This window comes from Salinicola socius, assembly GCF_001937195.1.
Taxonomy (GTDB): Bacteria; Pseudomonadota; Gammaproteobacteria; order Pseudomonadales; family Halomonadaceae; genus Salinicola; species Salinicola socius.
The window spans coordinates 19,189-33,057 of sequence record NZ_MSDO01000022.1 but is presented as its reverse complement, the minus strand read 5'-3'; the positions used below and the strand labels follow the sequence as shown (position 1 = coordinate 33,057).

At 58.4% G+C, this 13,869-nt stretch carries 20 protein-coding genes; 12 read left to right on the top strand and 8 right to left on the bottom strand.

Translation table 11 applies throughout. The annotated features are described in order from the left end of the window. Positions 1-17: 17 nt before the first annotated feature. The 5 genes from BTW07_RS14635 to BTW07_RS14615 all read right to left on the bottom strand — a co-directional run bounded on the left by BTW07_RS14635 (position 18) and on the right by BTW07_RS14615 (position 4,451). Positions 18-491 (bottom strand): phosphatidylglycerophosphatase A family protein, encoded by a 474-nt coding sequence (locus BTW07_RS14635; protein ID WP_075570920.1) that lies wholly within the window; start codon positions 489-491, stop codon positions 18-20. Between the two features lie 168 nt (positions 492-659). Continuing rightward, on the bottom strand, positions 660-1,316 hold the full coding sequence (locus BTW07_RS14630; protein WP_075570919.1) for an SOS response-associated peptidase: 657 nt from the start codon (positions 1,314-1,316) through the stop codon (positions 660-662). A gap of 28 nt (positions 1,317-1,344) precedes the next feature. Continuing rightward, on the bottom strand, positions 1,345-2,571 hold the full coding sequence (locus tag BTW07_RS14625) for a hypothetical protein (RefSeq protein WP_144076915.1): 1,227 nt from the start codon (positions 2,569-2,571) through the stop codon (positions 1,345-1,347). A gap of 6 nt (positions 2,572-2,577) precedes the next feature. Further along, positions 2,578-3,678, bottom strand: a complete 1,101-nt coding sequence (locus tag BTW07_RS14620; protein ID WP_075570917.1) for a nucleoid-associated protein — start codon at positions 3,676-3,678, stop codon at positions 2,578-2,580. Between the two features lie 104 nt (positions 3,679-3,782). After that, positions 3,783-4,451: an XRE family transcriptional regulator gene (locus BTW07_RS14615; RefSeq protein ID WP_279626542.1), complete on the bottom strand. Its 669-nt coding sequence runs from the start codon at positions 4,449-4,451 to the stop codon at positions 3,783-3,785. A 71-nt stretch (positions 4,452-4,522) separates the two neighbouring features. Between BTW07_RS14615 and BTW07_RS14610 the strand changes: the two genes are divergently transcribed. From BTW07_RS14610 to BTW07_RS20340, 12 genes are all read left to right on the top strand, one after another. Beyond that, a complete protein-coding gene (locus BTW07_RS14610) occupies positions 4,523-4,732 on the top strand; it encodes a hypothetical protein (protein ID WP_075570915.1) in 210 nt (69 codons plus the stop codon). A gap of 219 nt (positions 4,733-4,951) precedes the next feature. Beyond that, entirely contained in the window at positions 4,952-5,140 is a 189-nt protein-coding gene (locus BTW07_RS14600) for a hypothetical protein (RefSeq protein WP_075570913.1), read from the top strand. Between the two features lie 19 nt (positions 5,141-5,159). Further along, entirely contained in the window at positions 5,160-5,387 is a 228-nt protein-coding gene (locus BTW07_RS14595) for a hypothetical protein (RefSeq protein ID WP_075570912.1), read from the top strand. 30 nt (positions 5,388-5,417) lie between these two features. Then, positions 5,418-5,603 carry a hypothetical protein gene (locus tag BTW07_RS14590; RefSeq protein WP_075570911.1) on the top strand — a complete coding sequence of 62 codons (186 nt, stop codon included), beginning with the start codon at positions 5,418-5,420 and terminating at the stop codon, positions 5,601-5,603. A gap of 459 nt (positions 5,604-6,062) precedes the next feature. Further along, positions 6,063-6,449 carry a hypothetical protein gene (locus BTW07_RS14585; RefSeq protein WP_075570910.1) on the top strand — a complete coding sequence of 129 codons (387 nt, stop codon included), beginning with the start codon at positions 6,063-6,065 and terminating at the stop codon, positions 6,447-6,449. 14 nt (positions 6,450-6,463) lie between these two features. After that, on the top strand, positions 6,464-6,886 hold the full coding sequence (locus BTW07_RS14580) for a hypothetical protein (protein ID WP_075570909.1): 423 nt from the start codon (positions 6,464-6,466) through the stop codon (positions 6,884-6,886). Continuing rightward, positions 6,883-9,228 carry a replication endonuclease gene (locus BTW07_RS14575; protein ID WP_075570908.1) on the top strand — a complete coding sequence of 782 codons (2,346 nt, stop codon included), beginning with the start codon at positions 6,883-6,885 and terminating at the stop codon, positions 9,226-9,228. Before BTW07_RS14580 ends, BTW07_RS14575 begins: the two co-directional genes overlap by 4 nt. 17 nt (positions 9,229-9,245) lie before the next feature. After that, positions 9,246-9,488 carry a hypothetical protein gene (locus tag BTW07_RS14570; RefSeq protein ID WP_075570907.1) on the top strand — a complete coding sequence of 81 codons (243 nt, stop codon included), beginning with the start codon at positions 9,246-9,248 and terminating at the stop codon, positions 9,486-9,488. After that, on the top strand, positions 9,481-9,699 hold the full coding sequence (locus tag BTW07_RS14565; RefSeq protein ID WP_075570906.1) for a TraR/DksA C4-type zinc finger protein: 219 nt from the start codon (positions 9,481-9,483) through the stop codon (positions 9,697-9,699). Before BTW07_RS14570 ends, BTW07_RS14565 begins: the two co-directional genes overlap by 8 nt. After that, entirely contained in the window at positions 9,696-9,926 is a 231-nt protein-coding gene (locus tag BTW07_RS14560) for a hypothetical protein (RefSeq protein WP_075570905.1), read from the top strand. Before BTW07_RS14565 ends, BTW07_RS14560 begins: the two co-directional genes overlap by 4 nt. Then, on the top strand, positions 9,923-10,186 hold the full coding sequence (locus BTW07_RS14555; protein WP_075570904.1) for a hypothetical protein: 264 nt from the start codon (positions 9,923-9,925) through the stop codon (positions 10,184-10,186). Before BTW07_RS14560 ends, BTW07_RS14555 begins: the two co-directional genes overlap by 4 nt. After that, a complete protein-coding gene (locus tag BTW07_RS20340) occupies positions 10,162-10,428 on the top strand; it encodes a helix-turn-helix transcriptional regulator (RefSeq protein WP_425272040.1) in 267 nt (88 codons plus the stop codon). Before BTW07_RS14555 ends, BTW07_RS20340 begins: the two co-directional genes overlap by 25 nt. Here BTW07_RS20340 and BTW07_RS14545 read toward each other — a convergent pair. The 3 genes from BTW07_RS14545 to motA all read right to left on the bottom strand — a co-directional run bounded on the left by BTW07_RS14545 (position 10,425) and on the right by motA (position 13,669). Continuing rightward, positions 10,425-11,609, bottom strand: a complete 1,185-nt coding sequence (locus BTW07_RS14545) for a tyrosine-type recombinase/integrase (RefSeq protein WP_075570902.1) — start codon at positions 11,607-11,609, stop codon at positions 10,425-10,427. The two genes, BTW07_RS20340 and BTW07_RS14545, sit on opposite strands and share 4 nt — an antisense overlap. Positions 11,610-11,855: 246 nt before the next feature. Further along, positions 11,856-12,785 (bottom strand): flagellar motor protein MotB, encoded by a 930-nt coding sequence (gene motB / locus BTW07_RS14540; RefSeq protein WP_083941901.1) that lies wholly within the window; start codon positions 12,783-12,785, stop codon positions 11,856-11,858. Continuing rightward, complete coding sequence (gene motA / locus BTW07_RS14535) at positions 12,782-13,669, bottom strand: flagellar motor stator protein MotA (protein WP_075570901.1); 888 nt, start codon at positions 13,667-13,669, stop codon at positions 12,782-12,784. Before motA ends, motB begins: the two co-directional genes overlap by 4 nt. Positions 13,670-13,869: the final 200 nt, after the last annotated feature.

Genomic DNA, 13,869 nt, shown 5'->3' with positions numbered 1-13,869 from the left:
GAAATTGTCAGACCAGTTCACGCAACCCGATACCGACGCCGTAAAGCGATGACCATGGTTAGTACGAGCAAGGCATAGAGAGCGGCCACCACATCGTCCAGCGCGATTCCCAGGCCACCGCCGATGGCCTCGACATGGCCGATAGGCGGTAGCTTGGTAATATCGAACAATCGGTAGAGCAGGAACGACAACCCCATCACCCACCAACGGCGCCCCGCAGCGAGCCCGATCATGACGATGGGGAATGCCAAGTACTCGTCAGCCACGACCTGGGGTACATCCCCGCCTCCCAACCACAGGGAAGCCCAGTGGCAAAGCGGTATGGCCACGACCAACAACGCCACCATGATGGCGACTCTTCGCCCAGGCGAGAAACCCAACAGCCACCAGGCCAATGGCAAGCCAATCAGAGACCCGAAGGTCCCCGGCGCCCAGGGTAACCACCCCAGCCCAAAGCCGGTCGCCACCAGCAAAACCGCGTTCTCTACCATGGTTTCTCGTAAACTAGCCAATGAGGCGCCAAGCGTAATCGGGCTGCCATGAACGCGACATGAAAATGCCATTGGCCGCTGTCCAATCCGGATGTAACGAGAATATGCGATGCGCGCAGCACTGGAGGCGTTACGCGGTGAGGTAGGGAGAGATACGCCGTCGAGATACTAGGCCGGATTCACCAGCCCCTCATCATCGCCCTCGCCTGGCTTGTTCACGCGGGTCGAGACGGCCCAATGCGTGAACGACACGGCCGGCACGTGCTTCACGAAGCGACGGATGGTGTCGCGATCGGTCAGCGCCGGATCGAGCCAGGGCTCGATGCTCTCATCGGTAAGAATCAGCGGCATGCGGTCGTGAACGTCCGCCGCCGAGCCGCGGGCGGGTTCGGTCAGTATCGCGGCACCCGGCTTGCCGTCGGCGCGCTCGGTCCAAATACCGGCGAAGAAGAACGGCTCCCGATCCTCCCGGCACAGAAAGTGCGGCTGCTTGGGTTTGGTGCCGGGCAGCCACTCGAACCAGCCGTCGGCCGGGATCAGGCACCGGTGACGCTGAAACGCCGCCTGGTAGAACTTCGACGTGGCCACCGTCTCGACACGGGCATTGATCGGCTGCGGCGCTGTCTCCCCCGCCCACTTCGGCTTGTAGCCCCACCACACGCAATCGAACGTCAGTTGGGGATCGTCCGCCTGCCGACGAATGGACGGGATCCACGTCCCCGGCGCCAAGTTGTAACGCGGCGTTGGCGGATCATCGATGCGAAGCTCACCGATGCGGTGAGCGAATCGCGGATAGGTGCTGTAGAGGGAGAAGCGGCTGCACATATATCAAAACCGCCTAATTATGCGGAATTTAACAAAACCAAGCAAAGCAGAAGTAAAGATGTACTAACATCGCAACAGTAAAAGGTAGCCAACAGAGCCAAGAAAAAATGACAAGGAGAGACTTTAGTCGCTCAACGTCCTCGTCCAATGCTGCTTTTATCTGATCAATGTCCGCAACCAGGTCTTCTGGGTAAACATCTTTTCGCCCCTCGATTGAACTAAAAATCATTTCCTTAGAGTGCACCACGCGGGCCAACTGAGAAGACTGGTTTCGTATGACGTGGGAAACAATAAAGCCGCCAAGCAACAAACCGATGACTACTAACGCTCCAATTATAACGTTGTCTGATCGCGGTATCGCAACTATCGCAGCCAGTGAAACGGGAATACTCAATAGTTTGCCCGAGATATCACCTACAATCTTTGAAAGCTTACTAGAAACATCGATTTCAGCTTGAGCGACCTCACGTTTTGCTTTATGAAATGCAAACCCGCTGAGATAAACAGCTAGATTTCTTTGATAGGACTCAAAGAATTTTCGCCAATTCTTGACTAGCAGTGCAAAAGCTTCTCTTGGCTCAACTTGCTGCCCCACAAACTCGACTAACGTATTGCCAAATATACCGATCCGCTCTCGATAATGAGAGTCTTCGACCTCACTCGAATTACAGAGACCATCCATTTGCTCAAGATTCAGTTTAGCTACAGAACTTAAAATCTCTGAATCAAGATGAGTCTCTAGTACCACTGGCTTGGAAACACCAATCTCGTCTGGGCGGATAAAAACGAGACGCAGGAAGTTACCCTTACTTTTCTCATCATGGTAGTGGGCAAGAAAGGACAAAGCTTTGACAAAAGAACAAACTTTCTTTAGCCGATCTACAGAATCATTTTGCTCAGCATCACAATCATAATAATCTTCTTCTAGCAAGTAGAAGTCTGAAGGGGCTTCCCCCTTAGCTATTTTAGGGTCTTGCGCTATTAGAGAAGATATGTCCGCATGAAAGGTACTAACGTTTTTAGTTGAAGGCTTAGCCAAAAAACTTATTGTGACTCCGCGAGGAGGTAAGCTTCGTGGATCGTCATAATCTACTCCGTCAACAACCAGCTCAAAAAAGTTTGCAACGCGCTCTCTATCGGCCTGAATGAAGTAAGACCGATGTTGTTCGAAGTCTAAAACTCCGTGAAACCCGCCTTTTTCGTAGGGCGGGCATCCAGCAGCGCGATATAACAACACTATAGGCGATAGAGACATCACTAATCACTCGTCATCATCGAGAACCGATAGGATTTGATCTATCATGTCTTGAGGCAGGCGGCTTAATGTAAGCGTCTGACAGTCCCTATCATAGTAAATTTCAGCTGCTTCATCATCACTCAGCGCAGATATCTCGAAAGAAAATTTCCAGTTATCACCATCACCCTTGATTTGGGTATGTTTCTTAAGCGCGCTTTTGCTGACTGGGAACTCAGATGGAACGGAAACCTCTTCACTATTCAATCGAGTCAAGAAGTTATTTACAGTTTCATCAGCTTGATCAGCCAATTGTGGCGGAATGTGTCTATGGACGAGTTGTCCAATTTCAGACAGCTTAACTGATTCTCCATTGCTTTGTTTTTCGGATAGATATGACACCAGCTCAGAAACAAAAGCGTCTTTGTTATCACGGAGGTGATCATTGTCTTTGAAGAAAACCTTAGACTCTCGGATAAGATTATTTGTAGCTTTTGACGCAGCAGTCCCGGCAGAGCATCCTAGAGCTGAAACAAAATATCCTGAGGCACTTTCAGAAGAAGTCGAACTTATGAAGCTAAGATAGTTCAGCTCATCTCGTTCAGCAACATCCGCCGCCAAATATTGATCCAACTTCTCAAAGTTAATCCGGGCTGCCTGATGAAGTTTTTTTAAATCTAGCCGCTCAAGCTCTTCGGGAACTAGCTCCTCAGTTAGGGTGAGCCCTGGGGTCTTTTTGATCATAGCAATTAACAAAAAGCGAGTATTTTCGCTTACGTAATCAGAAAAGACCATGTACCCACCAGTAGCGGCGGGGCTGCTAGAAGCTTTGTCGTATAGGCGCTCCATGGCGCTCATAGTTATAGCAATAAACTGTTGCTCGTCAGGCTGATCAATTGCACTATAGGCCAGCAAAGTATCTGGAAAAGCCCCTCTCCCTTCCCCTTCCGCAAAAGTCCCGTAGTGAGCACTGTTGTAGCGGGATCCATAAATCGCGGTGATCCCTTGAAGTAGCTTGACCACCAAATCGTTATCAGGATCCAGAACGGTTTGGCGATAGTTGGATGGTTGGATAGCCTCGTGCTGATCCTTAACCAACTCATGTACAATAATGCTATTAATTCTCATAAATCTTTTCCCAACGCACCGGGTCTTCGCCCGTTATCAGTTTATGGTTTGTCGTTTCGTTGCAGATCCATAAATCTGTTTTTTATATAAATAAAGGTGGTGGATTAAAAAACCCTTCCCACCTTCCGCCATGCCTGCCCGATGATCTCCACCCCGCCGAGATCCTCGGGCTTGATCAGTTCCCGCTCGTAGGCCGGGTTATCGCTGATCAGTAACCACGCCCCGCCGGCCACACGCTGCACGCGCTTGAGCCGTAACTCACCGTCCATGCGCAGCAGGAACACACCATCCGGCATGCGCTGGGCGCGATTGACCAGCACCTGCTCGCGATCGCGGATCGTGTCGCCCATGGAATCGCCACGCGCGGTCACGCCGACCACCTGGGCCGGGTCCACGCCTTCCGCCTCGAACAGCTCGGCAGGAAGGTAGAAGGTCGAACCTATCGTCTCGGCGTCGAACAGCCGCCCCGCCCCTGCTGCCGCTTCGATGTCATACATCGGCACGGGGAGAGAATTCTCAATGCCTACCAGCTCAAGCGATCCCGCTCCACTGGTCTCGAATCGGCGACCGGTCAGCACGTAGACAGTATCGACCCCGGCACCCTCGAGTGCCGACAGGTAGCCGGTGTCGGGATTCCGGTTGTTTTTCTCGTAGTGGATCTGGGTCGTCTTTCCGACACCCCCAAGAGTGGCGAACGCGGTCTGACTCATGCCTAACCGTTCTCGCTCCTGTCTAATCCGATCGCCTATGGTCGACAATAGAAAACCTTCCATGCTTGACATGGATCACAATTGTGACCCATGATCCGTTTCACAGTCTTTAAGCCGCCAAGGAAGTCACTGCCATGACTACCCAGACAAAAGCTCAAGGGGCGAAGCTCGGCCCAATCCAGCGTAAGCAAGCCGAGCGGGCTTTCCTCGAAGCGATGGCCTCATCAGCGCCTCAGTTCGTCAACTCGAACACGTTGGACGAATACGCCGCCGAACTGGCCGAGGCGTTGGTTAAAGGACTGAATCGGATTGATCAGTCTTCAGCCCCTGGTAGTGCTCAGTGAGCCGCTTATGCGCGGCAACGACCGCCTCGGCCAAACGCTCGCCGTCTTCCTTGCTCGACGCTGGGTTGCCGTTGGCAGAAGCGAAGGCACCGCTACCGCAGAGCTCAAGAACGATGTCGTGTGCGGCCTGTTCGGGGTGACTCTTCGGATTCGTCGAATGCTCGCTCATCACTGCCTCGCTATTTAGTCCGTCTTTCAAAGTCTTTAGGAGCTTATCACATGACCCAAACCCGTCGCCGCCAATCTCCGCACGGTTGTAACTGCCCGATCATGACGATCGTGACCCAGGAAGAACGCGCCAAGGTCGAGGCGCTCGCCGAGCGTGATTTGCGCTCGCTTTCCGGCACCGTGCGCATGCTGATGCTCAAGGGCCTGGCGCAAGACACAACCACCGAAGCCGTCCACTGACTGAAGAAGGAAATTCGTCATGTATCCATCCCATCGCGGCAACAAGACCAAGCGCGTTCAGGTGAACCTGAGCGAACAGGAGTTCGCCCTGGTCGAGGCCATCGCCAATATCAACGGCCTACCCGTGGCAACGCAGCTTCGTTATCTCGTGATGACAGAGGCGCTGGATTGCCTGGGCGTCCGCGACATCCACGAGTTCGATGCGATCAGTGTGATGGGGTTCGGTGCCGAAGCCCAGCTTCATTGAAGCGTCATCTCTGACTCACGCGAGGTGCAAATGACACATCACAGACCGATCTGCATCGACATTGATGTCACCACCGATGAGCGATTGCTGGAGGCGGTTCGTCAGCAGCATGGGCTTGCCACCATCGATCAGGCGTCCGAGTTTCTGGCACGTCGCCGCGTTCGCAACAGCACGCGCAAGGTCGGCGGCCCCCGCGCCCTCTACCCGGTGCGCTGAGATGACACATCGCCGACGCTGCGAGGTGTGTGGCGCAAGAACACACCGAGTACCTAGCGACCTGCCGGAAGAAAAAGGCGAGGTCTATTACGACAAATGCACCGCTCCACGCTGTACGTGGATCGGCCAGGGAGTAGCGAGGTTAACCAGACGTGTGGACCTGCAAAGCGTGCAGCTCACCCTGCCGGATTCGGACGAGTAAAAGCCCGCACAAGCGATTCACCGAGGTATACGCAGACTGTCTGAATCCGATCTGCGGCGCTCGCTGGTATGGCTACTACCACATCAAGGCCGGCACTGAAGTCCCAACCGCGAGACGACCACGCGGCCCGGATGACGAAAACGATTTTCCATACCAGCTCAGCCAACCACCGGGCAGGGCCGGAGAGAAGGCAGAGAGCAGGCGGATTTAACACGGCTGATCTCCCAATGACAAACCACTCCTGACGGAGAAACACCATGAACATTGCAACCCTTCCCGCTGGCCGCATGGCCGGCCGGGCGCCTCGACTCGACTCTGAAAACATGGCCATCGGCTATTTGTTGCGCTACGGCCGGGGTCTGGATCGCGCCACGGCGCTCGAGAACTGCACCCAGTTTTTGATGACCGAGTACGACCTGACCGAGTCCGCCGCCGAGCTGGCCGCCATTCACGCCAGCGCCGAGCTGGAATCGCTCAATCAGGTGGCGTGGATCGATCTCGACGCCAGCACGGCACAGGTCGTCGTGCTACGCACCGCCGGCGGCACGCCGATTCCGTTCACGGTCGGCGACCTGCTTGCCCAGCGCGAACAGGCCCGCGACCGCGGCGCCCTGCGGGTCATCCAACCGCGTCCCATGCAGTGAACCGGGAGATCGCCATGACTGCCACTCAGTCCGTCACCCCATCGAAAGCGCATCTGTCGGTCGTCCAGCCGGACGGCCGCGCCGGCTTCGGCGCCCTGCGCGCCGAGCTGCATGCACGATCGGCCGATCAGGATCTCATGGTGCTCTGGTCCGAGCTGAAAACGCCCGAGCGTAAAGCAGTGCTGGCCAGTGCCGGCATGGAACCCCGCGACGCCCTGCGCAGCATCGAACAGATGAGCCAGCACGACCGCGACGCCATCCGCGCCGCCATCGGTCGCATGAGCCGTTACGCCCAGCAGCTGGGCAGCCGCTTGGGGACCGAACGCCACGCCCACCCGAGCCGGGATCTGGCCGCGAATGCCCGCCGGGCGCTGGACGCTGGCCGCATGCGTGAAGCGCTGCACTGGCTGGATTTGATCGAGCGAGGTGCGAAGTGAGCGCGATCGACGAATCTCTCCAGTTCGGAACGCCGGATTGCCTCAAGTGGCGTCAGGCGTTCTTCGATCGCCTGCCGTCGCTGGCTGAGGATCTGGCGGCTGGGTTCGTCCACGTCGCCGGCCGTCACGGCAATGCCGCCGGCAACCGTTGGCTGGCACGTCATACCGCCGATCTGATCGAGCCGAACCATATCTTCCGCCGCTTCCAGTTCATCGCCAGCGATCTGCGCCGGGCGTTTGCCGAGATCCGCCGCCAGGGCAAAACCACCATCGATGGCCTGAAGGCCGGGTGTGTCTGGCTGGCCGATGTCGAGAAACGCCTGACCGTCGGGTCGCTCAACGCCACGCATGACGATGACGCGCTGGTCGATTACGCCAAGGCCCAGGCGCTGGGTGTCGAGGATGTCCGCAACAAGCTGATCGGCAGCATCGCCAGCCATAACCGCCGGCTGCGCCTCGGCCTGTTGCCGCCGCCGCGTCACCTGCCGCGTCTGAATGGCGAGACCATTTCCGCCAAGGCGCGCCACCTTTCCCTGTTGATCGCCCAGGCGCGCAATCCGTTGACGCCGCCGACACCCAGCGTACCGCTGATGGCCGTTTTCCAGTGGAAACGCGCGCCGGTGATGAGCATTGCGGTCGCCGATGAGATGGCGCTGACGCAGGCACGCGAACGTGCCCGCCTGCATGGCATCACCCCGCCCAGCCCGAAGATGAAGCGCGCCGCCCAGCTCGCGCGCCTGGGCTGTGACAAGTGGTGGCGCCGCAAGCTGCGCCGGATCACCGGTCGCCAGATCGAGCAGATCATGCGCGAAGCACGCCGCGTGCATAAGCGCGCCGGCATCTACTGCAGCGATCTGACCGTCGAGCGTCGCCGCTCCCAGAAGGTGCGCAACCGCGCCTTGCTGGAAACCATCGAAGCGATCAACCAGAACGATCAGGTCTACACGCTCGCCGAATTGGCCGAGCTGGGGCTGGCGAACCCGGACCACCGCCGCGCCGAGCTGATGCTGAGGATCAGCGATACCGAAGCCGAGGCAGATCGCCTCGGGCATGTCGGGCTGTTCTACACCATCACCACGCCGTCACGTTTCCACCCGGTGCTGGAGAACAGCTCGCGGCGCAATCCTAAGTACGACGGCAGCACACCCCGCGAGGCACAGCAGCATTTACAAAAGCTCTGGGCACAAGCCCGCGCTTCACTTGCTCGCGATGGACTGGGCATCTATGGCATCCGCGTCGTCGAGCCGCACCACGACGGCACCCCGCACTGGCATCTATTGGTGTGGGCACAGCCGGATCACGTCGAAGCCGTCACCGAGACGCTGCGAAGTTACGCCGAGGCGGAATCACCGGAAGAGCTGTTCGACCGCTTCGGCCAGAGGACCACGGCGCGATTCAAGCTCGAAGTCATTGATCGTAAGAAAGGCACGGCCGCTGGCTATGTCGCGAAGTACATCAGCAAGAACATCAACGGCGAGCAGTTCGCCCGCGACGGCGTGGATGGCGATCATCTAGACAACTATGGCCACTCTCTTTCAGATGTGGCGCCACGCATCGAGGCGTGGGCAGCGACGTGGGGCATTCGCCAGTTCCAATTCCTCGGCCTGCCGAGCGTCACGGTCTGGCGCGAAGTCCGCCGTCTGACCGAGCAGCAAGAAGACGAACTCAAGCGCTGGGAGGAAGCGACCCAGCCCCGCGCCAGCATCTCCAACGTGCTGCGCCAGATCCGCATCGCTGCTTTGGGCGGCCACTGGGATCAGTTCGTCCGCCTGATGGGCGGCCCGAACACCCCTCGCAGAGAACAGCCGATCAAGCCGTGGAGCATCCCCGCGTTCCGCACCGGCGATAAAGACGACGACTTCAGCCACGCCACCGGCGAGATGAACCGCAGCTTCGTCGAGCACGGCCGTTACGGCGACGAGATCAAGGTGCCCAAGGGCCTGGTAGTGAAAGATCACAAAGGCCGCACGGCCGAATTCCTCACCCGCTTGTATCGCTGGGACGTTCGGCCCAAGCGCAGCGCTGCAGGGGCCGGCCGTTCGGGAGGTGGCGAAGCCGCCGACCCTTGGACTTGTGTCAATAACTGTACGGACCCCGACACGGGGGCCGGCCAAAGCCTCGTTCCCAGAGGGCTTTTGAGCCCGAAAGAACTCACCCAGGAGGAGCTCGACGAGCAACTCAAGCGGTATCGAGAGTGGCGCGCCAGCGAAGAGGTCCGCCAAGAAATGGAATCCGTCGAGATCGAGGAACGCATGGTGCGCGCCATGGCTCACCGGTTCGCCAAATCCGAAGCCCTGCCCGAGTGGCAAGGCGTTCAAGAGTACTTCCCGGAAGGGATCTGACAACAAAGGAGACCGACATGGCTCAACGACTACCCAATCCCAATAAGCCGCGCTGGTACGGCATCGACATGGCAGCGCCGCGCGGCACGCTTCAGGACGCCGGCGAACTCGCCGTGCTCTCGCCGAACGCTGGCGAGACCCGCCACCGCTACGCCATGGTCGTCTCATTCGATAGTGAAGAAGCGCTACGCCAGGCCGTCACCAATCACCGCTGCGCCTACCGCGACAGTCAGACCGTCGAGGAGCTCAACCATGGCTGATATCGCCGACAACGCCGGCCCCGTCATCGAGCAGGACCTGGCCCGATCACTGGTTCGGTATGGCCTGCCCACTGGCGTGGCTACCGATCCCGACTGCGAAGACTGCGGAGTCGAGATCCCAGCGCGCCGGCGCGAGGCCGCGCCGTGGGCCACCACGTGCGTCGACTGCCAAAGCATCCGCGACCACAAGGCCAAGGGGATGCGGCGATGAACAAGAGCTACGACGAGCTGTGCCAGGAAGTGGCGCTGTTGCATGAAAACCTGACTGACGCCGCGCGAGCCATCGACAATGCGCGAACCCAGGGAACGCGACTCGAAAATCAGCTTCAGGCGTCCAACGCCATGCTGCGTGAGGCGCTGGAGCTAGGCGAGGAATTCAGCAGCAGATGTCAGGCGCTAGAAATAGAAAACGCTCGGCTCAAGGGAGAGCCATCATGAGCGGCCAGCACCACGCCCGTGCCGCGGGCATTCTCTGCCGTGACCCAGCGTTCAGGCGCTACCTCGACCAGCGAGCCCGCGCCAAGTTTGGCGCGGACGTGCCGGACGGCACCCACACCGAGCAGGACGCCGGCGACTGGATCCGGAAGGCGTGCCAAGTTAGCAGCCGCTCGGAACTCGATACCAACCAGCAAGCCGGCGCGACGTTCCGGCTGATCCAGAACCGATTCAACCGATGGCGAGCGAGAGGAAAACGATGAGTACATTCCAACGTGGAGATGATCTCGTACCCAACGACAGGCTGATCAAAATCGCTGCCGTGGTAGATCGGGTCAGTCTCAGCAGGACGAAGATCTACAACGAGATCAAGCAATCTCGCTTCCCAGCGGGCACGCTGATCAATGGAAGCCGACGATGGCGGGCATCACACATTGATCGGTATATCGCTGGCCAGCGTGAATGGTCGGAAGGTAAGTCACTCCCCAATGACGCGGCTGGCTAAGGTGCCGGCCGCAACGAATCAACGAACTCTGCCCACCAAACCAGCATCTCCCGCCGCGTGTCGAGGTACTTGGCCTGATTGTAGGTTGCGCGTACCTCGTCATCGTCCTCATGGGCCAGCTGCATTTCGACAGCATCGCCCGACCACCCCGCTTCGTTGAGAAACGTCGACGCCGTTGATCTGAAACCATGCGTCGCAAACCCACTCCCCTTGAACCCCATTCGGTAGAGCGCCGCGTTGATCGTGGTGTTGTTGATCGGTCGGGATGGATCCTTCGCATTGGGGAAGATCACGCTACCGTGGCCAGAATATTCCCGCTGCTCTCGCAACAGCTCGAGCGCCTGATCCGATAGCGGAATCAGATGTGGGCGACGCATCTTCATTTTCTTGGCCGGTATGCGCCACAGCCTGTCCTCGAAGTCGATCTCCGACCAGACGCCACGGCGTAGCTCGACGCCTCGCATCATGGTGTAGATCAGCAGTTCCATCGCAATGACAGTCGAGCGATATGACCGTGAGCGTGAGAGTTCGTCGAGCAAGAAGAACAGCTCGTAGGCTTCGAGGGCACGCGCATTCTTCACGCGTGGGCGTTTGACCGACCGCTTCAACGGCAACGTTGGATTGACGTCGACCAGGCGCCCGATAATCGCGTGATCGAAGATGGACCCGGTGGTCTGCCGTACTCGGATGGCGGTTGTCGGTGATCCGCGGTTGTCGATTGCGCTGACCACTTCATGGATACGATCGACACTCAGTGATTTCAGCGGCTCATCGCCAAACTGCGGCAGAACCTCGTTATCCAGGAGCCGACGAATCTTCGTGTGGTAGTCACCGCTCCAGTGACGCGCTCCCTTCTCGAACCATTCCTCAGCTACGTGACGGAAGAGCAATTCACGATCCCGCCGCTGCGCCTGCATGTCGGCCGTGCGTTGCTCTTTCGGGTGACGCCCCTCACTGACGACCCCGCGTGCCCACATGAGCGTTTGGCGTGCCTCGGCGAGGGTGACGACCGGGTATTCGCCCACCGTGAACATATTCGGCGTGTTGAAGAGGCGATACCGATATCGCCAGATCTTCGATCCACTGGGCCGCACTTCCAGGCAGAGCCCGCCGGCGTCCGCCATGCGGTAGACTTTCTCGCGCGGTTTCGCCTTTCGGATCTTCGTGTCGGTCAGAGCCATAGGGGGATTGCCGTCCGTGAGTAACGCCTAAAGGTTACTCACTATCTTACTCACTTTCGCTCTGGCTTGGAGGGTGTTGGGCGATACAGGAATGAACGATCCTGAACAACCAAAGCCGCTGAATCAGCGGCTTAGCGGTCAAACTGGAAGGGATTGAGATAGTGCGGGACAGCGATCATAGGAATCAGAAATGTCCATGAGCACCCGCCATAGAAGCCCTGCTAGAAGGGCATGATCCTGTGTTCATCATCCAGCTGAATCCTGTTCGGCAACCTTGACGTCAATGCCTTCCCTGCCGACTCCAGCGACAGGGGCCGGATCGGCTGCGGGAAATGGCGCCTGCTCCTGCTGTTCGATGGCTCGAGCCGCGCGGTTATCCAGCACCACGATACTGATGCGACGGTTGATGTCGTCGCTGGGTAGGGTATTCGGTAGCGTGATACGCGAGCCCATGCCCGCCACCCTCAACAGTTTTTCAGGGTCCAGACCCGCGGCCGTCAGCTCACGTCTCGAGGCGTTGGCACGATCGGCTGACAGCTCCCAGTTGCTGTAGCCTTTCTCTCCGCCGGCATACGGAAGGTCGTCAGTGTGACCGCTAATACTGATCGGGTTGGGCATCTCGTTGAGCACGGGCGCGATTCGGCGAAGAATCTTCTGCATGTAGGGCTCGAGCCGATCGCTGCCGAGCTCGAACATCGGCCGTTTGTCACTATCGACAATCTGGACGCGCAATCCTTCCGGTGAGAAGTCCATCCGTAGCTGCGAGCTGAGCTCCCTCAGTTGCGGGTCGCTCTGGATGACACTTTGGAGGCGATCACGCAATTGACGCAGATTACGCTGCTCGTCGCTCGATCGAGTCTGTTCGCGGACATTCACCCGGCGTACCTCCCCGTCGGTCTTGGTGGGATTGTCACCGCCCCCGGGTATGGCGCTGGTACTTGCCGTCGACTTGTCTCCACCGGTCAGGGCCACCGCCAGCGGGGTACGAAAGTACTCGGCGATATGCTCCAGCTGGCTTGGCGTGGCCGTGGAGAGGATCCACAACACCAGGAACAGTGCCATCAGCGCGGTCATGAAATCGGCGTAGGCGATCTTCCACGAGCCGCCGTGGTGCCCTGCTGCCTGGACCCGCTTGCGCTTGATGACCAGCGGGCGACGCTCCCCCCCGCTACTCATGGACCATCCGTCCCCGTGCCGCGCAACGTCTGTCCGCTGGAGCGCACATGTTCTTCGAGCTCGCTGAACGAGGGCCTGATGGCGGTGAACAGGGCTTTACGGCCGAATTCCACTGCCAACTGCGGCGCCAGTCCGTTGAGGCTGGCCATCAGCGTGACGCGGATGCACTGCAGCATCTTGGTCGCCTCTCCAACCTGGAGATTGATGCGATGTGCCACGGGCGTCACGAAACCGTAGGCCAGCAGGATCCCGACGAAGGTGCCGACCAGCGCCTGTGCAATCATCTGTCCCATCACACCGGCACCCTGATCAGCCGCACCCAGCGCGTGCACCACACCCATGACGGCGGCCACGATACCGAAGGCGGGAAGCCCATCGCCGACGGCCGTCAGCGAGTGCGCCGGCAGCTCCGCTTCATGCTGGAAGGTCTCGATCTCGTGCTCCATCAAGGCATCGATCTCGAACGGATCCATGTTGCCGCTGACCATCAGGCGCAGATAATCGGTCAGAAATCCCATGATCATGGGATCCGACAGAATCGTCGGATAATCGGCGAAGATGGCGCTGTCCTGAGGCGAATCGATGTCGCGTTCGATCGCCAACATGCCATCGCGGCGCGCCTTGGTGAGCAGTCTGTACTGAAGCGCCATCAGCTCCATGTACATCATCTTGTTGTAGCGCTTGGTACGCTTGAGCTTGGAAAACGATCGCAATGTTGCCTTGATCGCCTTGCCATTGTTGGCGCACACGAAGGCGCCGATTGCAGCGCCGATGATCATCACGAACTCGGCCGGCTGTACCAGAGCGCCAAGATGGCCGCCAATGGCGACATAGCCACCGAACACACTACCCAAGACGATGATGTAGCCCAATAGAATCAGCACGTAAATGCTCCCGATGACAGTGCGTGGCGAACCTGATGACTGTATCGGCAGCGGGACCATCACCCTTGAGGGTAGAAATATCAGAAAAGCGTGATTCGTCGACAACGACACAGCCGACTTGATGCGGCGACACGGATGGGGAAAGAAAAAATAACGCAGACATGAAAAAGCGGGCCATGGAGGCCCGCTTCGAAAGATAT